The sequence below is a fragment of the Oxalobacteraceae bacterium OTU3CINTB1 genome, from assembly GCA_024123955.1.
Taxonomy (GTDB): Bacteria; Pseudomonadota; Gammaproteobacteria; order Burkholderiales; family Burkholderiaceae_D; genus Rugamonas.
Genome location: CP099652.1, coordinates 1,079,223 through 1,101,578, shown reverse-complemented (window position 1 = coordinate 1,101,578; position 22,356 = coordinate 1,079,223). Strand labels below are relative to the sequence as shown.

Here is a 22,356-nt window from a genome sequence, read left to right as displayed (position 1 = left end):
TCGGTCCGTTCAGGGCTTTTTGTAGCCTTTTTCGATCCACGCCTCGGCGCTTGTCACGCTCAGCTTGAAAGTCGGCGGCACGCGCACCTGGGCGATCTGCTCGCCGTAGGGATCGAACGCGGTCAGGGTGGCGTAGGCGTCGTCCTCGTCGGGCACGATGTCGAGCGCGACCTTGACCTGGCCGTCGTCGGTGCTGACGAACACGTTCTTGTGCAGCTGGGCGTGCAATTGCTGCTCGTGGCGGCGGATCACCTCGTTGGCGGTCTTGACCAGGGTGTTGAAGGCGTTGACATCGAGCGGCTTGGGATTTTTCTTGTCGCGGCCCATGGTCCAGGGGCCGACCAGCGCCGGCTCCGGCTCGCCGTCCTTGATCATCGCCACGGCCCAGCCTTCATCGTCGTCGTTCTTGATCACGCGCGCGGTCCAGCCATTGCCTTGCCACACGCGCGCCTCCTGGATCGGGGCGTCGTCGCCGGGCTGTTCGTCGAAATCGTCTGGGTAGTCGTTGCTCATGCTTGGGGCTCGTGTTGAATTGGGGTCGGGGGTGGAATCATAAGCGGCCAGCACCCGAACAACAATAGCAACTCGATATGGATGAGCAATCTCCCGCGCCGGATTAACGTCAGAAACGGTTCAGCACACGGTCATGCACGACATGCACGGCCGGGGTGGCGGCGCGATCGGCGGGCGCGGCGGCGTTACGCGCGGATCGATGGCCGGTTGCGGCGTCTTGTAGCTGAACGGTGTGATGATGATGGGCGGTATGGTCGGCGGCGCCGATGGCGGACCCTTCGGGCCTCCGCCGGAGCGTTGCCGTGCGCTGCGTTGGCGCGTGGTCCGATTGAGTACCGAGGGTAGCGATTGACCCTCGCTTAATGCTAGCCATGCCATGGTAAAGCCCTCCCTGCGCAAGTCAGGTTATCAGTATAGGCAGGGATATCTTTAAATCAAGGAACAATCGGCCTTTTGTTTCCGGATCGATCAGCGGTTTTCACCTCCCCCGCACACCCCGCTCGTCGCCGCCCGGCGTCATTCCATCCCGCAAATCCGCCGGTCTGTCGCAATCCGATGGCCGGCGGCGATGCGCGCCGCTACAGTTCAACCATGCCAAAGCAAAACGGCAAACGAACAACCAACCACCAAGGGATCGATCATGGACAGCAAACTGAGCAAAACCAGCAACACCAAAAAAGTCGTACTCGGCCTCTTCGTCCTCCTGCTGGCGGTGTCGGTGTGCCAGGCGGTGTTCGGCGACGGCATGACCGTCAACCTCGACGGCGACGAAATGGGCGGTCCGTTCGGCGCCTTGCTCGGCATCGTGCTGGGCGCCGGCGGCCTGCTGATCGCGGCGCTGGCGATGACCTGCGCGGCGGTGTTCGTCGGCCTGGTGTTCGCCGGTGTCGGCATCGTCCTGGTCAGCGCGCTGGTGCTGGCCGGCGTGCTGCTGGCGGCGGCGATCTCGCCCCTGTTGCTGCCGCTGCTGATCCCGATCGGCCTGTACTGGTACTTCAGCCGCCGCTCGCGCAAGGAGCGCCTGCGCGCCACGATGGAACACGCGGTCTGAGTCACTCGGAGACACGTAGGGCGGATTAGGCGGCACGCCGTAATCCGCCAGGCTCCGTCGGCGGCTCATATATGGCGGATTACGCTGCGCTAATCCGCCCTACGTATCACCGCTGTCAAGCGACTTCGCAGCTCCGTTTTACCCCCTTTCAACCGGAAGCGGCCGGGACCTGAACTCCCGGCCGATCCGCCTCGACATCGATCAGCACCACCCGGTTGCGCCCGCCGCGCTTGGCCGTGTACAACGCCTGGTCGGCCCGCACCAGCGCCGCGTCGCCGCCCGGCTGCTTGCCGCCCATGACCGCGATCCCGATGCTGACCGTCACCGTCAACCGCGAACCATCGTCCAACACCATCGGCGTATCGGCGATGCGCTGGCGCAGGCGATCCGCGAACACCGCCGCCTTGCCCAAGGTGGCCCCCGGCAGCAAGATCGCGAACTCCTCGCCGCCGATGCGCCCGCGCATGTCGATCTTGCGCTGATCCTGCCGCATCAACTCGCTCAGCTGGCGCAGCACCGCGTCGCCGGCCGCGTGGCCGTATTCATCGTTGATGCGCTTGAAGTGGTCCAGATCGAGCAGCAGCACCGCCGTGCAGGCGCCGATGTCGCGCTGCAGCCGCTCCTGCTCCTCGGCCAGCCGGTTCATGAACTCGCGCCGGTTCGGCAGTCCGGTGAGGAAATCGGTGGTCGCCAGCACCCGCAACTCGTCGTGCATGCGGCGCTTCTCGGTGGTGTCCAGGGTCGAAACGATGACGAAGTCCAGCGTGTCCGTGTGGCCCGGCATCACCAGCAAGGTCAGCTCGTTGAGCCGGGTGACGCCGTCGAGCCGTTCGAAGCTGCCCTCGCACGAGAAGAAGCGCTCGCCGCGCACCAGCGCCGTCACCGCGCGCGCGAAGCCGGGCATGGCGTCGGCGTCGAAGTTCTGCGCCAGGGTGATCGCCGACATGTCCTTGTGGCGCGGTTCGACGCCGATCTGCCGCAGCGCCGAGGCGTTGACGTCGAGGATGCGCACCAGCGACGCCAGGCGCCGCACCTGGCTCGGATTGGCGCCCAGGTAGCGCTCCATGTCGTCGACGCCGGACTGCGCCAGCTCGGACAGCGCGGCGCGCACGGCCGACCAGTCCTGCTCCCACAACGCCACCGGCGCGTGGTCGTACAGGCTGCGAAAGCGCGCCTCGCCGGCGCGCACCGCCTCGGCCGCCTGCGCCTGCTCGACGGCGATGCCGGCCAGCCGCGCGGCCTGCTCGATCAGCGCGATGTTGGCGATGCTGGGCAGGCGCGCCTCCGCATGGAACACGGCGAAAGTGCCCAGCACGTTGCCGCCGGCGCCGAAGATCGGATCGGACCAGCAGGACCCCAACCTCGCCTGCACCGCCAGGTCGCGGTGCTCCATCCACGCCGGCGCGTTGCGGATATCCTCGACGATCACGCGCGCGCGCGTGCGCACCGCCTCGCCGCAGGCGCTGTGGCGCGCGTGCACCGGCATGCCGTGCACGGCGGCGATGAAGAAGGCCGGCAGGCTGGGCGCGGCCGTCACCAGCAGGTGCTCGCCCGGCTCGTCGAGCAGCATCACACAGCACATCAAGTCCTCGTTGTCGGTCTCGACGCCCTGGACCACGCTCTCGAGGATGGTGTGCAGCGGCGCCCCGGTGGCCAGCAGTTCGAGCACGTGGCGCCGGGTCTGTTCGCGCCGCTCGGTGTGGGTGCGCTCGGTGATGTCGCGGAACGACCAGATGCGCGCCGGCTCGCTGCCCAGCCGCAGGCCGCGCGTGTGCTGCTCGATCACGCGGCCGTCCTTCAGGCGCAGCAACTCGTGCTGGGCCTCGACCGGCATGCCGCGCTGTACCCCGGGCAGCAGCATCTGCTGCGCGTCGTCGAGCCGCAGGCCGCTGTCCGGATGGTACAGCTGCTCGCACATGTGGCGCATCAGCACGGCGCCGTCGCTTTGCCAGTCGAGGCACTCGGGCACGTTCCACAGCTCGCGGAAGCGCCGGTTGGAATTGAGCACCGAGCCTTTCAGGTTGTCGACCAGGATGCCGTCGATGGTCGAATCGAGAATGCTGCGCAACATCGCCTGGCTGCTCTGGGCGCTGTCGGCCAGCACCATCAGCGCCGCCTGGCCGTCCTTGAGCTCCCCTGCCAGGATGCGGCTGCGGGCCAGCGCCCGGTGCGCGCGCACCCGCGCCCGCGTCAGCATCCATGCCACCCAGGCGGCCAGTGCGCTGAGCGGCACGCCGAAGCCGGCGATCATCAGCGCGCGGTCGGCGCGCGCCGGCGCCCCCGGCAGCGGCGCGATGCGCAAGGTCCAGCGATGGCCGGCGATGGAGATCTGCTGCACGCTCTCGCGCAAGGTGGCGCTGGCGGCCGGCGCGCTGTCGTACATGCGCGCCTCCGGCGTCACGCGGTCGCCGTCGTAGATCTCCACGTCCAGCGCGGCGGTGCGGGCGTTGCCCAGCCCCGCCATCAAATCGCCGACCCGGAACGGCGCGAACACCCAGCCCCGGATGGCGGCACGGCGCTCGCTCCAGCTACTCACCGGCTGGCCGGGGGTGTACAAGGGCAGCATGATCAGGAAGCCGGCATGCGGCGGCTTGCCCTCGTCCTGCACCAGCCCGATGCGGCCGGTCATCGCCGGCTGGCCGGAATCGCGCGCCTGCTCCAGCGCGGCGCGGCGCACCGGATCGGACGCGGAGTCGAAGCCGATCGCGCTGCGGTTGCTTTCATTGAAAGGTTCCATGTACACCGTGGGCGCGTACCACGGGCGCACGCCCGGCGGCACCAGGTGGTAGTGCCGGTAGTCGGTGCGCCGCACCAGGGCTTCGTGCGCCTCGCGCTGCGCGCCATCGATCAGGCGGATGTAGCCGATCGCCTGCACGCCTGGGAAGTGGCGGCCCAGCTCCTGCCCGGCCAGATAGCTGCGGAATTCGTCGCGGTCGACTTCGAACGAGCTGTAAAACAGTCCCTGCACGCCGTACAGCACCTGCACATAGGTTTGCATGCGCTGGTCGAGCTGGTTGACCAGTTCGCGCACGCGGCCGTCGAAGTCGGCCTGGGCCTCCTGCTCGGCGTCGGCGCTGGCGCCCTGCCACAGCACGGCGGTGACCCCGAGGCTGCCTGCCAGCACCATGGCCGGCAGCACGCGTTGCGACAGCAGGACCTGCACCATCCGGCGCAGCTGTGCCTGGATATCGGCCATGTCAGGTTAACCCGTGACCTGCGACTGGTATAAGTGCGACATCAAGGATTTATCCCCGGCTAAGTTGCATTCGCTAACGAACTTCGCCTTATCCTAACAGGGTCCAGGCCAGATTGACAACAAAGCGCTGTGTCAATTCGGCACATGGTTTTCACTCAATAATGGTTGCGTGACAAGCTCCCTAGGCGCCGGTGCCAACGAACTGCCGGTAGCCGCGCGCGCGCAGCTCGCACGCCGGGCAGGTGCCGCAGCCGTAGCCCCAGTCGTGCAGCGCGCCGCGCTCGCCCAGGTAGCAGGTGTGGGTGCCGTCGCGGATCAGGTCGACCAGCGGCTGGCCGCCCAGCTCCTGCGCAAGTTCCCAGGTCTGGCGCTTGTCGCGCCACATCAGCGGCGTCTCCAGCTTCATGCGCGTGTCCATGCCGAGGTTGAGCGCCACCTGCAGCGCCTTCATGGTGTCGTCGCGGCAGTCCGGATAGCCGGAGAAATCGGTCTCGCACATGCCGCCGACCAGCACCGTCAGGCCGCGCCGGTAGGCCACGGTGGCGGCCACCGTCATGAACAGCAGGTTGCGGCCCGGGACGAAGGTGTTCGGCAGGCCGTTGGCCTGGGTTTCGATGGCGATATCGTGGGTCATCGCCGTTTGCGAGATCTTGGAGATCAGCGACAGGTCGATCATGTGGTCCTCGCCCAGCTTGGCGTCCCACCCGGGGTTCTGGGCGCGCAGGCGCGCGATGACGTCCGGACGGACGGTGAGCTCCACGGCGTGCCGCTGGCCGTAGTCGAAACCGATGGTTTCGACGCGCGCATAGTGGCTCAAAGCCCAGGCCAGGCAGGTGGTGGAATCTTGTCCACCGCTAAAAAGGACCAGCGCGGAATCGGTAGGCAACATGACATTTTCTTTCAGGGGGTGACACGATGTTATATGTACGCCATCTCTAAGGGCAATCCGGTAACATGGCGCCTAGCGCACACCCTGATGGAGTCTCATGTTACCGGCATCGCCAGCAAAAAAATCGGCAAGATCACGAATTTTGGCACAACTCGCGCCAAAAGTATCTTGCCGCCACGCAGCATTCACTCTGTTACTGGCCTTCGCGACGGGCGCCGTGATGACTGCCGGGCCCGCTTTGGGCCAAACCACGGACCAAAACCCGGACCAAACACAGGACCAAACGCCGGCGACCGACACCGCTCCGGCGGCGGTTCCGGCCGCCCCGCAAGCGGAAGCGAAACCAGCCTCCCCCGCCCCGGTGGTGTCGGCCGGCATCAAGTACACGGTCAATATCGACGCGCCCGACGAGCTGGAAGAGCTGCTCGAGAAAAACCTCGACCTGATGCGTTTTCGCGGCAATGCCCGCATGACCCGAGAGCAACTGTTCAGGCTGGTACGCACGACGCCGGAACAGATCCGTACCCTGGTCGCCACCGCCGGCTATTACGCGCCCGAGGTCAGCGTCAAGCTCGACCGTGATGCGGCGCCGCTGGCGGTGCAGGTCACGGTCGCCCCCGGCGAGCCGGTACGGGTGGGCGAGGTCGAGATCGTGCTGCAAGGTTTCCCGCCCAACCCGGACCAGCGCGCCAGCAACCAGTTCGACCCCGACGCCCTGAGGGGGACCTGGCCGCTGAAACGCGGCGAAATCTTCCGCCAGGACGATTGGGAAGCCTCCAAGCGCGCGCTGCTGCGCCAGGTGGTGCAGACCCGCTATCCGCGCGCCCAGCTGCTCGAAAGCCAGGCCACCGTCGATCCGGAGAGCCGCCAGGCCAACCTGCGCGTGGTGCTCGACAGCGGCCCCGAGCTGCGCTTCGGCGAACTGCGCATCGAGGGCTTGAAGCGCTACCCGGAATCGGTGATCAGCAATCTGAACCCGATCGATCCGGGCGACTACTACAGCGAGGCGGCGCTGCAGTCGTATCAATCGCGCCTGCAGGACACCGGTTATTTCAGCAGCGTGGAAGTAAGCGCCGACATGAGCGCCATCCTCAACGAGCAGCTGGAGGCGGCCGCCGCGACCGCCCCGCCGCCGGGCGCCGACCCCGCCACCGTCGCCGCCGCCGCCGTGCCCATGCCGCGCTCGGACAACGCCGCGACGATGGCGCCGCTGCCGCTGCTGGTGCGCGTGACCGAGAACAAGCGCAAGAACGTCAGCGCCGGTGTCGGTTACAGCACCAACACCGGCAACCGCGCGTCGCTGACCTATGACGACCTGGCCATCTTCGGCCTGCGCCTGAAAAGCGCGCTGACCCTGGAAACCAAGCGCCAGACCGCGCGCGGCGACTTCTACTTCCCCGTCACGTCCGACGGCTACAACCACAGTATCGGCGCCTCCTACGAGCGCAGCGACATCGAGGGCGAAGTCACCGCCGTCACCAGCATCGCCGCCAAGCGCGCCTGGGGCACGCCGCTGCTCGAACGCAGCATCTCGCTTGAGCTGCTGTCCGAGACCAAGACCGTGCAGGGCCAGGAATCGGTGACCAGCAAAAGCTTGCCGCTGACGTACGCCACCACCTGGCGCAAGGTCGACAACCTGCTGATGCCGACCAAGGGCTACGCGCTCAACGCCCAGGTGGGCGGCGCGCTGCTGCCGATCCTGACCGACGAAGCCTTCGTGCGCGCCTACACGCGCGGCATCTACTATCTGCCGTTGAACACCACCTCCAACATCATCCTGCGCGCGGAACTCGGCGCGCTCGGTTCGCGCAGCAAGGTCGGCGTGCCGGCCGTGTACCTGTTCCGCGCCGGCGGCGACCAGTCGGTGCGCGGCTACGCCTACCAGGAGCTGGGCGTCAAACAGGGCGAAGCCACCGTGGGCGGCCGCTACCTGGCCACCGCCAGCGCCGAATACCAGTACTGGTTCAAGCCGCAGTACGGCGCGGCGGTGTTCTACGACGCCGGTAACGCCGGCGACAGCTTCAGCGCCCTGCATCCGAAATCCGGCTACGGCATCGGCGCGCGCTGGAAAAGTCCTGTGGGTCCGATCAACGTCGATGTCGCGTACGGACACGCGGTTCAAAAATATCGTTTGCACTTCTCGCTGGGATTCACCTTCTGATGGCCGACAATAACAACACCGAGCAGCCGGGCGGTCCCGATTCCGCCGTCGCTCCCGCCAGTCCCCGCCCGCGCCGCTGGCCGCGCCGCGTTCTCATTTCGTTCGTGGTGCTGGTCGCGCTGCTGGCCGGCGCCTTCTGGCTGCTGGGCCGCGAATCGACCTTGCAGCAGCTGGTCGCGCGCGTCTCCAAGGCCAGCGGCGGCAGCATCGCCGTCACCGACGTCAGCGGGTCGCTGTACCACCGCATGCATATCGGTAAGCTGGTCTATCGCGGCAAGGACAGCGTCATCACCGCGCAGAACATCGACATCAACTGGTCGCCTTTGCAGTATTTTTCGGAGGGCCTGGCCATCAGCGAGCTGCATGTCGCCGCGCTGACGGTGCAAAGCCTGGGGCCATCCGAGCCGGCCAAGATGCCTGAATCGCTGGCTGCGCCGTTCCGCCTCAGTCTTTCCGACGCCCGCCTCGACAAACTGACCCTGGTCAGCGAAACCGGCACCAACGTGATCGAGAATGTGCGCTTCGAGCTATATGGCGACAAGACCAGCTGGCACCTCCAGGAAGCGTCGGCCAAAACGCCGTTCGGCAACGCCAAGGCCGACCTGACCATCGCCGCCAACAAGCCGTTCGCGCTGCAAGGCAAGGCCTCGCTGACGCAGTCCATCGTCCCCGCCGCCAAGCCGCAGGTGTCCGCCAACGGCGCCAAACCTGCGCTTCCGGCGGACAGCGCTACCGCCGCCATTCCCGCCCAGTTGAACGTGACCGCAGGCGGTAGCCTGGCGCTGCTGAACCTCAAGGCGCAGGGCGAAGCCGGACCGGCCAGCGGCGACGCCACCCTGTCGCTTGCGCCGTTCGACCCGATCATCCTGCGCGCCATCGACCTGACCGCGCGCGACGTCAACCCGGCCGGCTTCGAAGCCGGCCTGCCGCCGGCGAAGTTCAACCTCAAGGTGACGGCGGCCATCACCGCGGACCAGAAGCTGTCCGGCCAGTTCGCGCTGGTGAACCAGGACAAGGCCGGCCCGATCGACCGCGAGGCGCTGCCGCTGCAAATCTTCAGCGGCCGCCTGGGCGGCACGCTGACCGCCTCGCTGCTGGAAAACGTGCTGCTCGACCTGGGCGCGGCCGGCCACTTCACCGGCGGCGGCGACGTCCAGCGCAAGGGTCCGGACGCTGGCATCGACGCCGCCAACTTCAAGCTGCACACCGACCGCCTCGACCTGAGCCACCTGCACACCAGCGCCAACAAAACAACGGTGGCCGGCGACATCGCGCTTTCCAGCACGCCGACCAAGCAAACCCTGAACGCCAATCTGGCGCAGGCCGGCCTGAAGCTAGACGTGCAGGCCACCTTGGCCGACGCGCTGCTGCAATTGCAGCAGGCGCGCCTGCAAGCGAAAAAAGGCACGATCAGCGCCACCGGCCAACTGAGCCTGAAGGACAAGCAGGCCTTCAGCGCCAAGCTGCGCGCCGATCATTTCGATCCTTCGGCGCTGGGTACCGGCTTCCCGGTCGCCGATCTGAACGCCGACGTCAACGCCAGCGGCGCCATCGCGCCGGCATGGCAGGTGGCCGCCGACTTCCAGATCAAGCCGAGCAAACTGTTTGGCCAGCCGCTCACCGGCAACGGCAAACTGAATGCCGACGCCAAACATATCAGCGGCATCAACGCCAAGGTGACGATGGCGCAAAATAACGCCGAGATCACCGGCAGCTTCGGCGCGCCGGGCGAACAACTGCGCTGGAAGATCGACGCGCGCCAGCTGTCGGCCGTCAGCAGCGATCTGCTGGGCGCCATTAACGCCAGCGGCGTCGTCACCGGGACCATGGAAGCGCCGCGCAGCAGCTTCGAGGCCGACGCCAAAGGCCTGGGACTGGCCTCGGCCAAGCGCCCCGCGCCCGATAGCCTGATCCACGCCAGCGGCAACCTGGCGCTGGCCGGCGCCAGGAAAATCCCTGAAGTGAAAATGACCGGCACCGTGCAGCGCCTCAACCCGGCCGCCTTCGGCGCGGCGCAGAGTGGCGCCATCAACGCCACCTTCACCGCCGACGCCCAACTGTCCGCCGACTGGCGCGCGGGCCTGAACCTGACCTTGCAGCCATCGACCCTGGCCAGCGCGCCGTTGTCGGGTTACGCCAAACTCACGGCCGGCAAGGACGTGATCCGCGACGCCGACATCGACCTGCGCCTGGCCACCAACCGCTTGCTCGCCAAGGGCAGCTTCGGCAGCGCGCTCGATAAACTCGAGTGGAAGCTGGAAGCGCCGCAACTGGCCGCGCTCGGACCGCCGTTTGGCGGCGCGCTGCGCGCCAGCGGCACGCTGTCCGGCACCACCGCCCGGCCGGCGATCGCCCTCACGCTCGACGGCAGCGCCCTGCGCCTGCCGGGCCAGCAGCAGATCGCCGCCATCCGTGGCAGCGCCACGCTGGGCAACACGGTGGCGATGGCCGCGTCGGCGACGGCCGCCGGTTCCACCAGCGCCCGCCGCGCCGCAAATCGTGACGCCACGGCCGACGTGCCGCTGGTGAGCGACATCGAAATCACGCTCTACGAGTCGCCATCGATCAAGATCGATAAGGCGCGCCTGCAAACGAGCGGCACCCGCAGCGGCCATACGATCGACGTCAGCGCCAGCAATCCGCGCTTCGACGCCTCGCTGCGCGTCAAGGGCGCCTGGGCCGACGACGCCTGGACCGGCACCATCGACTCGCTGCAAAACAAGGGCCGCTTCGCGCTCAACCTCGTCGCGCCGGCGCAACTGCGCCTGGTGGCGCCGGACGGCAGCGGCGTCGCCGGTTTGACGCGTCCCGATAAAATCGCCCTGACCAACGCCACCATCAAGATCCGCGATGGCGCCATCCGCATCGACAGCGTCGAGAAAAACGGCGGCGCCTGGCGCAGCAAGGGCCAAGCCAACGCAGTGCCGGTCAACTATCTGGGCCAACTGTCCGACGCCTGGCGCGAGAACGTGCGCGGCAACCTGACCATCGGCGCCGATTGGGGCCTGAACCTGCAAGCGGGCACCAAGACCAGCGCCCCGGTGCTGGGCGGCTCGTTCCACGTGTTCCGCGAACAGGGCGACCTGACCATCATCGGCGCCGATCTGTCGCAGGCGCTCGGGCTGACCAAGCTCGATGCGCGCGTCGACGTCAACAACGGCACCCTGCGCACCCGGCTCGACGTGGACGGCACCCGCGTGGGCCAGGCCCGCATCGACGGCAGCGCGCAATTGCGCGAAGGCCGCCTGGCCGACGACAGCCCGTTCACCCTCGAAGGCAACGCCAATATGGGTTCGCTGGCCTGGCTCGCGCCGCTGGCCGGCCAACCGGGACTGGAGATCGACGGCACGCTGAAGCTGGCCATTTCCGGCAGCGGCACCCTGGGCGCGCCGCAACTGAACGGCGACATCAACGGCGACAAACTGGTGGTCAACCTACCCGACGAAGGCATCAAGCTGCGCAACGGCGTGCTGCAGGCGCGCCTGGCCGGCGACCAGCTGCAACTGCAAAAACTCAGTTTTGACGGCGCCGAGGGCCGCGCGCTGGCCGACGGCTGGATACGTTACGCCGGCAACGAGGCGACGATGGCGCTCAAGCTCACCGCCGACAAGCTGGAAATCCTGTCGCGGCCCGACCGCATCCTGGTCGTCAGCGGCCAAAGCTCGCTGACGCGCGACGCCAAACGCTTCCAGCTCGACGGCAAATTCCGCGCCGACCGCGCCAACATCGAGCTGGCCGGCGAAGGCGGACCGACCATCAGCAACGACGTGGTCATCATCGGCAAGGGCGCGCCGGCAACGGCCAAGCCGGCGCAAGGCATGCCGCTCAACGTCGACGTCGAAGCCGACCTTGGCGACTCGTTCAAGCTGCAAGGCAAAGGGCTGGACGCGCGGCTGGCGGGCGCGGTGCGCATCCGCATCGCCGACCGCCGACCGCCACGGGTCAACGGCAGCATCCGCGTGGTCGACGGCACCTATGCGGCCTACGGCCAGAAACTGGCGATCGAACGTGGCGTGATCAACTTCACCGGCGCCTACGACAACCCGGGCCTGAACATCCTGGCGGTGCGCCGCCGCCCGGAGGGCGAGCAGCTCAGCGAGACCAATGTGGAAGCGGGCGTTGAAGTGCGCGGCACGGCGCTGGCGCCGGCGGCCAAGCTGGTGTCGACGCCGACGGTGCCGGACAGCGACAAGCTGTCATGGCTGGTGCTGGGACACGGCATCGAGAACACGGCCGGCAACGACATGGCGCTGCTCAGCACCGCCGCCGGCGCGCTGTTCGGCGGCAGCGGCGGTGGCGGCACGGGCAAGCTGGCGGGCAAACTGGGATTGGACGAACTGGGTGTGGGACAGGCGTCCGGCACGTCGTCGGCCGGCGCGGCGACCGGGTTGCAGAACACCGTGGTCACGGTCGGCAAGCGTATCTCGTCGCGCGCCTACCTCAGTTTCGAGCAGGGCGCGGGAACGGCCACCAGTCTGGTCAAGCTGCGCTACAAGCTCAATCCGCGCATTACCTTGCAGTTCCAGACGGGGACCAACAACGCTTTGGACGTGCTGTATTCCTGGGCGTTCGATTGACGAATCAACTTTAAACCGTCAACTCGGATTGTGGTCCGGCACCGGGTCGTCCTGCGGCACCGGTTGCGGCACATGGGGTGGTGATGGCGGCGCCGTATCATCGTCCGGCAAGGGATCGGGCGCGCGCTGGGAGGTGACATATTCCATGATCTTCACTCCAGGGTAAGGGCGGGCGTCCATTCTACGACGCCCGCCGATTACACCGGTTTCGCCTGGCGCACGTATTTATCCAGCCAGGCGTTGGTCTCATACAGCATGTGCAGGATCGATTCGCGCGCCCGGTAGGCGTGCGATTCCTTCGGCAGCATCACCAGCCGCGCCGTCCCGCCCAGCCCTTTGATCGCCTGGAACATGCGCTCGCTCTGCAACGGGAAGGTACCGGAATTGCTGTCCTCCTCGCCGTGGATCAACAGCATCGCGTCCTTGATCTTGTCGGCGTTATTAAACGGCGACATCGCCTGGTACACGGCCTGCGCCTGCCAGAACGGCCGCTCCTCCGACTGGAAGCCGAACGGCGTCAACGTGCGGTTGTAGGCGCCGCTGCGCGCAATCCCGGCCCGGAACAGGCGCGTATGCGCCAGCAGGTTCCCGGTCATGAACGCCCCATACGAATGCCCGCCGATGGCGATGCGATGGCGGTCGGCCACGCCGCGCCGCACCACCTCGTCCACCGCCGCCTGCGCGTCCGCTACCAGCTGCGGCAGATAGGTGTCGTTGGGCTCCTCCTCGCCGCTGCCGACGATCGGGAACGACGGATTGTCCAGCACCGCATACCCCATCGCCAGGAACGCCGCCGGCCCCCAGTAGCTGACCGAGTTGAAACGGTACGGCGAACCGGTGGTCTGGCTGGCCGCGCCGGCCGACTTGAACTCCTGCGGATAGGCCCACATCAGCAGCGGCAGCGGGCCGTCGCGCTCCTGCTCGTAGCCCGGCGGCAGCATCAACGTCGCCGTCAATTCGACGCCGTCGTTGCGCGGATAGCGGATCTGCTCCTTGTGCACATCCTTTAACTGCGGCGTCGGATGCGGATAGTCGGTCAGCGCCCGCAACTGCTTGCCGGCCGGCTTGGTGAGGTCGCGCAGATAATAATTCGGCCGCTCGGTGGGCGACTCGCGCGTTGTCATCAACAAGGTGCCGTCGTCGTTGAGCACCGCCGCCACATTCTCGAAGTACGGCGCCTCGCTCTGGAACAGCCGCGTTTTCTGCCTGGTCGTCAGGCTGAGGCGGTCGATGAACGGACGGTCGCCTTCCGGCGTGGCGCCGGCGCCATCGAGCAGGATGGTGGTGCCCGGCCCGATCAGCAGGCGCGGGAAGCCGGTGGCGTCGGCGCGCATCACCGGCGAACCCGGGCTGCTGTAGCGGTCCTCGTACGAGCCGGCGTAGATCAGTTCCGGCGGCGTCGACAAATGGCCGGGGGCGATCATCCACTGCTTGTAGTCGCGCGTCTTGTGCCAACGCTCGTTGATCAGCGCGACATCTTCCCTGCCCCAGGCGATGCCGGCGTAGCGCATCGTCAGCCGCGCCAGCACCTTGGGCGGTTCGGCAAACGGCGCCGCATGCAGGTACACCAGGTCGCGGATGCCGTCGGCCACCGCGCGCGCCGGATCGCCGCCGTCCTGCGCCTCGGCCCACACCAGCGACGCCGGCGCGTCGGCGCGCCACGACACGTGGCGCACGCCGTCGGACACCGCGTCGTTCCCCGGCGGCAGGCCTTCCTCCAGCGGCAAGGTTGCCACCGTGTGCAGCAATTCGCCATCGAGGTTGCGCACGTCGACACGCTCGCCGAAGCTGTTGGCCGGCACGATGTACGAATACGGCCGCGTGATGCTTTGCGTGAGCAGGTACTCGCCGCCGGGCGCGATCGAGGTGCGCGAATACTGGCCGGGCGCGCCGATCATGCGCCCCTTGCCGTGCAGGTCGAGCAGCACCATCTGCACCGTGACGTAATGCTCGAACAGGCGCGCGTCGTCTTCGTTCTTGAGCAAATCCTGATAGGTGCGCAGCTGGCGCATGGCGCCATCGGCCTCGCTGTCCTGCTGGATCGGGCCGGACGGAATGCCGGTCGATTGCGGCGCCTTGCCCATGCCGGTCGGCCGCCAGTGCACCAGCAGGCCGCTGCTGTCGGGCAGCCAGTTGAAGCCGCGCGTGAGCACCGCCGACAGCGGCTGCGCCGACAGCCGGCCGGCCTTGCGGGCGGCGATATCGACCAGCCACAGTTCGACCGCGCCGCGATCACCCTTGAAGGCCATGTGCGTAAAGGCCAGGTAGCGCTGGTCCGGCGACCAGGCCAGGTCCGACAGGCGCAGGCCGCGCGGCAGGCCGCGGATGCGGCTTTCCTTCTGCGTGGCGATATCGAGCAGCGCCAGATCGGTGCCGAACGAGAAGCGCGACGAGGAGCAGGTGCGCGGATTGATGCGCAGGCCGGCCAGTTTGAGTTCGGGCTGCGCCACTTCGGCGATGCCCGGCAACGGCGGCGTTTGCACCACGGCGGCCAGGTCGCGTTGGGGACTGAGGCTGAGCGCCGGAGCGCGCGGCGCGTCGACGATGGCCTGCAGGGCTGCCGGCGGCAAACGGTAGCCGCCTTCCTGCGCGCCCGTCTGCGGCGAGGCGGCCATCAAACCTAAATTCAGGGGCAGCATGGGGATCTGTTTGTTCATGGATGTCCTTTCGGTCCAGAATCAGTGGGGCTGCTGCGGTTCAGTGTGCTCATGCTAAACGCGAATGTCAATGCACGCAGGAATTCTCGTGACAATCTGTAACGCATGCTGCAGCGCGGCATCCTGGGCGGTTCGCGGTGGGCTGCCCTGCCTGCCCTTCCCACTCTCGCGTACAATCGCAGTTCTTCGAATGACGCGGTTGGATAGACTATGGAAATGACAACGCTGACGTTGCTACTGCTGGTGCCACTGGCGGTGTGGCGTATTTACTCCCGGCTGAAAAAAATGATCGTGCGCACCAGGTCGGAACTGTGGCGCCACTATGCGATGGCGAGCGTGATGTCCCTGGTCATCCTGGTAATGTTGGGCCTGCTGATCGGCAAATGGATCGCCTTGGGCGCGCTGGTCGCCGGCGCCGTCGTCGGCGCGCTGCTGGGCCAGCGCAATTTCCGCCTGACCCGCCTGGAGAACAAACCGGACGGCTTCTTCTACACGCCGGACCGGCGCATCCCCCTGCTGGTGACGATGCTGTTCGTCAGCCGCCTGATCTACCGCCTGTTCGAAGCGTACCTGCACATGCACGACGGCCTGCCGCTGGACCCCGATTTCCTCGGCAACCCGGTGACGGCCGTGCTGTCCGGTCTTCTGGCCGGCTACTACGCCACCTACAGCCTGCTGCTGGTGCGCTGGCACAAAAGCCAGAAACCGCTGCCACGCCCGATCGACATCTTCGATATCAAATAATCCCGGATTAATTTCACGCCATTTAAACGACAGTGCTATCGTTATGCTGCGTGGCTGGATGCAAACGGTGATATCCTGAAGTATCCGCACAGCAATACTTCGCACGGCTATGAACACGTCCATCTACGACAAGACCGCCAAGGGCAAGGAGGAGATTGCGACGCGCAAGTATCAGCTTGCGCCGCGTCTGCGCGCCCTGCTGGTGCTGATCGATGGCCGGCGCACGGAGGAGGAACTGCTGCGCAATGTGGCGGGGCTGGGACTAGGCGCGAGCGCGCTGGCCGAATTGCTGGAGCATGGTTACATCGTGCCGGCCACTGGCTACGCGGCGCTGGTCGAAGAACCCGCGCCGGCCGAGCCGCCATTGCAATCGGCACAGACCGCGCAGACCGCGCAGATCGCGCAGTTCCAGTCGATTTATGACTTCTACAACAAGACCATCAAGAACACCATCGGCCTGCGTGGCTTCACCTTGCAGCTGAAGGTCGAAAAGGCCAGCAGCGTAGCCGAGCTGCGCGAACTGCGCCACGCTTACATCGAGGCGGTGCAAAAGGCGCGCGGCAGCGAGACCGCCGCCGCCCTCGCCCGCCAGCTCGATCAGCTGTTGGGCATCACGACCACTTAAGCCACCTTGGCGGCGGCGCCGTCGGTCCGGCGCTGCAGCACGAAGATCGGCTGCGCCCACTCGGTATCCTTCTTCTTTTTACTCGTGATGAGCGTCAGTTCGGAAGGATCGTAGACGTCCGTGTTGTGCGTCAGCGGAGTCGTCATCAGGTACTGGGCGTCGGTGTTCTTCAGGAACTCGCCGACCAGCTGGATGTTACGGATATCCAGGTGGGCGAACGGTTCGTCGATGAACACGAAGCCGCCGGAGCCGTCTTCGGACTTCAGCAAACCAATCAGCAGCACCAGCGATTTCATCACCTGCTGGCCGCCGGACGCTTCGCCGTCGTTCATGCCGATGATGCCCTTGCCGTCGAACTTGAAGCGCACGTGCAGGCCGGCCTGCGCCAATTGCACGTCGTCGTTCTCCAGGCGCACCGGATCGGAATGCACCTCGATGCCCGCCAGCTCGCCCAGCTCCTTGATGTTCTTGGAGTAGGTCTTGATGGTGTAGCGCAGCCGCTCCATGTAGGCTCCCCGGGCGTTGCCGGTGGCCTCGATGGCGCGGTTGTTCTGATAGCGGCGCTCCTCGGTCTCGGACTGGCGGCCGCTGAGCTGATCGTTCAGACGCTGGTACTGGTCGATGACCGTCGCATCCAGTTCCCAGTCGCTGCGCGCCAGGCTGGCCTCGAGACTATGGATGCGCAGGTTGACCTGGTGCGCGTTCTGGTGGTCCTTGACGAGGCGCAGGCGGCGTTCCGGACGGCGCCAGCTTTTCGGCAGATGGCGCCACGACTTGCGCAACGCTAGCAAGGCGCGCGCGTGATCGGCGCGCTGCTCGATCTGGCGCTTGTTATTCAGACGCATACCGGCTTCCGCTTCCGACAAGGCGAAGCGCGCGTTCTGCCACGTCGTGTCGGCGCGCGTGCGCGTGACGACGGCGTTCTTGATCAGGTTTTGCAGCTCGCCCAGGCGGGTGCCGACTTCGGTGCGCTCTTCCTTCAACGGCACGGCGTTGCGCGCCGCCTCGTCGAATTCTTCCTGGCGCGCGGCCAGTTCCTTGGCGGCGTCGACGCCGGCCAGGCGGGTCTTCAGCGCGCTGATTTCCGACGCCAGCTTCGAGACGATCAATGTCAGCGCGTCCTCCTGCGCCTCCAGCGCCGGCAGCGATCGCTGGATCGCTTCCATACGCTGGGTGCGGCCGGCCGAACCGAAGCGGTAGCGCGACACTTCCACGAACAGCGAACGGCCGCCGCGACGTTCGCGGTGGTAGGCGTCCGGCGTGATCCACTCTTCGTGGTTGCCCAATTTGGCGCCGGCATCGACGGTGTCCACGCGTGTAATGCGCGACAGCTGTTCCACCAGCCAGGCCGGAACCTTGGCCGAGAACTTCACCACCGACATCAGGCTGTCGTCCTTGACGGTCGGCGCGTTGACCAGGTCCGGCACGATGAAGTGGCGATAGCGTTCTTTTTCCGCCAGGCGGTAGGCCGCCGAGGCGTCGCTGGATTTATCCAGCAGCACCACCGAGGCATAACCACCGAGAACACCCTCGATCGCGCCCTGCCAGCGCGCATCCGTCACCTCGACGATGTCGGACAGCATGGCGTGGCCGATGCCGGCGTCGTTCAGCGCGCGGCGCATGGTGCGCTGGGCTTCCGGTTCCGGCATCGCGGTCTTGCCCTGCAACGCCGAGATGGTCGACAGTTCGCCGGCGATCTTGGCGGCGATGGCGTCGCGCGCGTTGCGCTGGCGCGCCAGCTCGATTTCCTTTTCCTGTAGCTGCTGCGCCACTTCGGCCAGGTCGGCGCCGGAATCTGCGGCCAGCTTTTGCAGGCGCACCTTCTGTTCCAGCAGGCTGTCGAGCGGCTTCAGTTTGCCGTTGATGTGCGTCAGGCGCGTTTGCAGCGACGTCGATTCCTGCTCCAGCACCGTCTCGTGCTGCTGCGCGTCGGTCAGCGCTTTCGCCTGCGCGGCCAGCTGGTTGCGCTTGTCGGTGATCTGCTGGTCGGCCTGCATCAGCGGCTTGCGCGCCTCGCGCAGCTGGCGGCTCACGTTGCCGTGCTTTTCGCGCGCCTCGTGGTATTCCAGCGTTGGCAGCACTTCTTCCTGCAGGTTGCGGCGTTCCTTGTTCAGGTCTTCCCACTGGTGGTAATTGGCCACGCGCAGGCGCAGGCCTTCCAGGTTGGTCTTGGAAGCTTCCAGTTCGGTTTCGAAGCGTTTCAGTTCGACTTCGGTGTCGCGCTGGTGACGCTTGGCCTCGTCGTACGCGTCCAGCACTTCCTTGTCGCCGAAGACCTGGAACACCAGGTCGAGCAACTGACGCGGCGCGTATTCGCACAGCTTGTCGGTCTCGCCCTGCTCGAGCGCCAGCACTTTGGCCATCGCCGGCGACAGGCCGGCGTTGGCGAGGCGCTTGCGGTAGTTCTCGACGCCGAGCCAGTCGTTGCCGGCTTCGCCGATGTCTTCGATCTGCACGTTACCGGGACGCATAAGGTACTGGCGCTTCCAGTCGCCGCCGTTCTTCTGTATCTGGCAGAACAGCGTGACCTCGTCGTCGCTGAAAAAACCGGAGCTGCGGAACGGACGGTTCGACAGCTGCTTGCCGACGTTCTTGTTGTCGACCACGGCGCGCAGCCAGGCGGTCTGCTGGCCGCTGTGGCGCGCGTAGTGCTTGTAGGTACGGCCCATCGAGCAATCGAGGCCGAACAAGGTGCGCAGCGCGTCGAGCAAGGTGGTCTTGCCGGAGCCGTTCTGGCCGGCGATGGTGATGATCTTGGCGTCCAGCGGGATGTTCTTGATGCGCTGCCAGTAATCCCAGTGGACCAGTTCTAACGATTTGATGTGAAACATGGTTTAGTCCTTGGTGGGCAGGTCGGTGTCGTCGGCTGGCGCGTCGGCTGGCGACGCGTCTGGCAGGCTTTCGACGGGGATGTCGAACGCCGGGACGTCGTCTTCAACTTCTTCGGCCGCCTGCTCCGCAGCCGGTTCGTCGTCGACGGCGATCGGCGGCGTGCGGCGCGGCACCGGAATGACCTGCGCCGGCGAGCGTTTGAAGACGTCGGCCAGCGCGCCGTTGATGATGCGCTCCTTCAGCTGGTCGGTGTCCATCATCAGGTCCAGCAACGGACCTTCGACGATGACGTCGCCGCGACGCTCGATGAAGCCGAGTTTCGCCAGGATGCCGAGGTTCATATCGAGGCGGGTTTTCTTGCCCAACTTGTCGCCGAAGTCGGCCAGCAGCGCCTTGTAGGCGATACCGATCGAGGTGTCCTCGGCGCGCGGCAGCGGCTTCTCGATGCCGAACATGTCGTTCTGTTCATCGTCCGCGTGCTGGTGGGTCTCCTGGCGCTCGCGCTTGGGCAGGATGATCTGCGCCCACAGCACGACCAGCAGGGCCACGCCGTCGCGCGACAGGCCGAAGTTATTGTTTTGCCAGACGTCGCGCGCGCCGAAGATCTTCGGTTCGATGGCGCGGTGCAGCGCCAGGGTCACGTGGTCGGCGTACACGTTGTCGAGCAGTTTGAGGCCGGTGGCCAGCAGGCGCGCGTCCACTTCGGCGCGGAACAACTCGTCCGACAGCACGCGCTTGACCAGTTTGTCGTCGCGGCGCAGGTGTTGATGCGTCAGCAGGCGCGCGATCAGGATTTGGGAATCGTCATTCATCGGACTTGTCGCCTTCCGGTTTCAAAGAAAGTGAGAGGGAGGCCAGTGACATCGCCGCCACGTGCAAATCGGGCAGCTGCACCATTTCGTCGCAGGGGTTGAAGGTGACCGGCAGGCGCGCCAGGTCGCCGGTGGCGCCCTGCAGGCGCGCTTCGTCGGCGTCGCCCAGCAGCGGCAACAGCGAGGCGCGGTAGGACGCCACGGCGAAGGTCGCCGGCAGCAGCGAATCCTGCACCGGGATCGATGGCGCGGGCTCGCCAGCACCGGGCGCCGGCAATTTGGCCAGCGTGGCGAAATCCGACAGGCGCGAGAGCCATTCGTCGAGCTCCTGCTGCATCGCCGGACCGTCGCTGATGGTGGTCGGCGCGTCCTCGCCGGACGGCAGGCCGCCGGAGACGGCGCTGACGGCGCGGTCGGCCAGCAGCTCGGTCTCGGCGACGTCGATCATTTCGGCCGGCGTGATAAACAGCGGCACCACCGGCTGGTCGATGGCGCCTTCTGCCAGCGACGCCAGGTCCTCGTGCAGCAGCAGCCAGCGCTTGATGTCGGTGGTCGACAGGCCGGACTGGCCCAGGTGCACGCGCTGGCGCTCGATCTGGTTCAGGGCGCGCGAGAACATGCCCTGCATATTAAGCAGCGCCGATTGCGCGCGGCCGATCGCCTGCGCCGCGCGGTGGGTGGCGCTGTCGGCATTTTCGTCGGCCAGGATGGCGCGCAGGATCTCGGAGCCCTTCTCGACCCAGTCGCAGGCCATGTGCCACTTGGCCTGCGAGGCGCGCAGGCGGAACTCGGAGCCGGAGGCGATGGCGTCGGAGAATTCCTCGGTCAGCTCCACCAGGCGGCCCAGCAAATGCTGCAGCTGGTCGACGGTGACGCCGCCCATCACCTGGGCGCCGGCCACCTGCGACAGCAGGTAGCCCATGTCGGCCGGGTCTTCCTCCTTGCCCATCGCCAGCAGCGCGTCGATGGCCGACAGCACGTTGCGGGCCATCGGCGTGACGCGGTAGACGGCGTGCTGCGCGTCCCAGGCCAGCAGCTGGTTGGTGCGCAGGCGCATCAGCACCGTCTCCAGGCTCTCGGGGAGCAGATAGGCCAGGCGGGTGTTGATGTCGGCGCGGCTAAAGCTGGCCGACGCGGTGTCGGAGGCCAGCTCGCGCAGCACCAGCAGGCGTACCAGCACGCCGTCGAAACCGCCGTGGAACAGCGCCGTGAACACCTGCAGCAGCGGCTGCGCGCGTTTCAGGTGGTAGACCTGCTCGATTTCGTCGGCCGAGATGTTCGGCTTGAAGTGCGCCTGGAGGCTGTTTTGCGTGTCTTGCTGGTCCAGCGCCGGATCGGACGCGGACTCACTTGTTATAAGTTCAATCATTCTCTGCCATTCTGGTCGCAACGCGATTGCAAATCGTGCAACAAAGCATCATCATCGCGGGGGCGTCAGTATAGCAGGCGGGCGGGGTCGGGGCCTCCTTTCTAAACGGTTTAGCCCGTGTAGAAATGGTGGACCTGACCCCGGAGTTTATTTCTTGGCAACCTTATCCAGCGTCTGGTCGACGAAGTCGCCGTCGGCGTCCTTGAACACTACCCGCACGGGGTACCAGTCCAGCGACGGCGCCAGCCACAGGTCGACCTGCGAGCCCTTGTCGTCGTCGAGCGGTTGGCGCACCAGGTGCACGGCGCTGACCTCGCCGTTGCCGGTCTGCACCGGCTCGACGTTGGCGACCTTGAAGCTCCATTGCTCGGCGTTGCGGCGCCCGGCGACGAAGTAGGCCCATTCGCTGCCCGGCTTGAATTTGTCCGGCATGGCCCGCGCCTGCGAGGCGATCTGCCACTGGATGCTGGCCCGATCCTGCTCGCCGCCCTTGATCGGGTAGGTCTCGTCGCCGACGCTGAAGCTGATGGTCTTGGTGTCGCGCTTGAAGCTGGTGGTGTTGGCCTCCTTGCGGAAGCGCTTTTCATAGAACGCCACCGGCGCCAGGCCGTAGTCGTCGATCAGCCCTTCGCTGCGCGTTTCGAGGATCTTGCCGAAGATGGCGGCGCGGCTTTCGACCGACAGCGCGTACTTGCCGTCGCCGGCGCGCCATTGCACGGCGGCCGTGCCGTTGATCGTCAGTCCGTGCTGCTTGGCCGTGATGTTGTAGTTGAGGTCCGCCGACGGCGGCTCGCTGTGCGCCCGCTTGGCGCTCGGGTGGGGGCCGGCAGCGTCGCCGGCAGCGTGGGCGCCCGTCATGGCGCCTGCGCCGGCAAACAACGCCAGCAGCGCGGCGGCGCCCAGCAAGCGGATGGTAGGTTTTTTTTGCAT

At 66.5% G+C, this 22,356-nt stretch carries 13 protein-coding genes; 5 read left to right on the top strand and 8 right to left on the bottom strand.

The genetic code is table 11. The features are described from left to right. Positions 1-9: 9 nt before the first annotated feature. Positions 10-513: a hypothetical protein gene (locus tag NHH73_04720; protein USX27611.1), complete on the bottom strand. Its 504-nt coding sequence runs from the start codon at positions 511-513 to the stop codon at positions 10-12. Between the two features lie 640 nt (positions 514-1,153). On the opposite strand from NHH73_04720, the gene NHH73_04715 reads away from it, so the two are divergent. Continuing rightward, positions 1,154-1,564 (top strand): hypothetical protein, encoded by a 411-nt coding sequence (locus NHH73_04715; GenBank protein ID USX27610.1) that lies wholly within the window; start codon positions 1,154-1,156, stop codon positions 1,562-1,564. A gap of 148 nt (positions 1,565-1,712) precedes the next feature. Here the strand turns inward: NHH73_04715 and NHH73_04710 are convergent, their stop codons facing one another. Then, the gene (locus tag NHH73_04710) at positions 1,713-4,760 is read right to left on the bottom strand and encodes a CHASE domain-containing protein (protein USX27609.1); all 3,048 of its coding nucleotides are present in this window, start codon (positions 4,758-4,760) and stop codon (positions 1,713-1,715) included. 181 nt (positions 4,761-4,941) lie between these two features. Beyond that, positions 4,942-5,649, bottom strand: coding sequence for a 7-cyano-7-deazaguanine synthase QueC (queC, locus tag NHH73_04705; GenBank protein ID USX27608.1), 708 nt, complete (start codon positions 5,647-5,649; stop codon positions 4,942-4,944). A gap of 361 nt (positions 5,650-6,010) precedes the next feature. Between queC and NHH73_04700 the strand changes: the two genes are divergently transcribed. Continuing rightward, positions 6,011-7,810 carry an autotransporter assembly complex protein TamA gene (locus NHH73_04700; GenBank protein USX29557.1) on the top strand — a complete coding sequence of 600 codons (1,800 nt, stop codon included), beginning with the start codon at positions 6,011-6,013 and terminating at the stop codon, positions 7,808-7,810. Continuing rightward, positions 7,810-12,387: a translocation/assembly module TamB domain-containing protein gene (locus tag NHH73_04695; protein USX27607.1), complete on the top strand. Its 4,578-nt coding sequence runs from the start codon at positions 7,810-7,812 to the stop codon at positions 12,385-12,387. The genes NHH73_04700 and NHH73_04695 overlap by 1 nt, the downstream gene beginning before the upstream one ends. A 197-nt stretch (positions 12,388-12,584) precedes the next feature. Here the strand turns inward: NHH73_04695 and NHH73_04690 are convergent, their stop codons facing one another. Next, complete coding sequence (locus NHH73_04690) at positions 12,585-15,044, bottom strand: prolyl oligopeptidase family serine peptidase (GenBank protein ID USX27606.1); 2,460 nt, start codon at positions 15,042-15,044, stop codon at positions 12,585-12,587. A gap of 210 nt (positions 15,045-15,254) precedes the next feature. Here NHH73_04690 and NHH73_04685 point away from each other — a divergent pair, with 210 nt between their 5' ends. Both NHH73_04685 and NHH73_04680 read left to right on the top strand, forming a co-directional pair. Then, on the top strand, positions 15,255-15,788 hold the full coding sequence (locus NHH73_04685; GenBank protein ID USX27605.1) for a hypothetical protein: 534 nt from the start codon (positions 15,255-15,257) through the stop codon (positions 15,786-15,788). Between the two features lie 109 nt (positions 15,789-15,897). After that, positions 15,898-16,413 carry a hypothetical protein gene (locus tag NHH73_04680; GenBank protein USX27604.1) on the top strand — a complete coding sequence of 172 codons (516 nt, stop codon included), beginning with the start codon at positions 15,898-15,900 and terminating at the stop codon, positions 16,411-16,413. Here the strand turns inward: NHH73_04680 and NHH73_04675 are convergent. From NHH73_04675 to NHH73_04660, 4 genes are all read right to left on the bottom strand, one after another. Next, positions 16,410-19,244: a chromosome segregation protein SMC gene (locus NHH73_04675; protein ID USX27603.1), complete on the bottom strand. Its 2,835-nt coding sequence runs from the start codon at positions 19,242-19,244 to the stop codon at positions 16,410-16,412. The genes NHH73_04680 and NHH73_04675 overlap by 4 nt on opposite strands. A gap of 3 nt (positions 19,245-19,247) precedes the next feature. Continuing rightward, the gene (locus NHH73_04670) at positions 19,248-20,057 is read right to left on the bottom strand and encodes a hypothetical protein (GenBank protein USX27602.1); all 810 of its coding nucleotides are present in this window, start codon (positions 20,055-20,057) and stop codon (positions 19,248-19,250) included. Further along, positions 20,050-21,426 carry a hypothetical protein gene (locus tag NHH73_04665; protein ID USX27601.1) on the bottom strand — a complete coding sequence of 459 codons (1,377 nt, stop codon included), beginning with the start codon at positions 21,424-21,426 and terminating at the stop codon, positions 20,050-20,052. Before NHH73_04665 ends, NHH73_04670 begins: the two co-directional genes overlap by 8 nt. 147 nt (positions 21,427-21,573) lie before the next feature. Continuing rightward, complete coding sequence (locus NHH73_04660) at positions 21,574-22,356, bottom strand: DUF3108 domain-containing protein (protein USX27600.1); 783 nt, start codon at positions 22,354-22,356, stop codon at positions 21,574-21,576.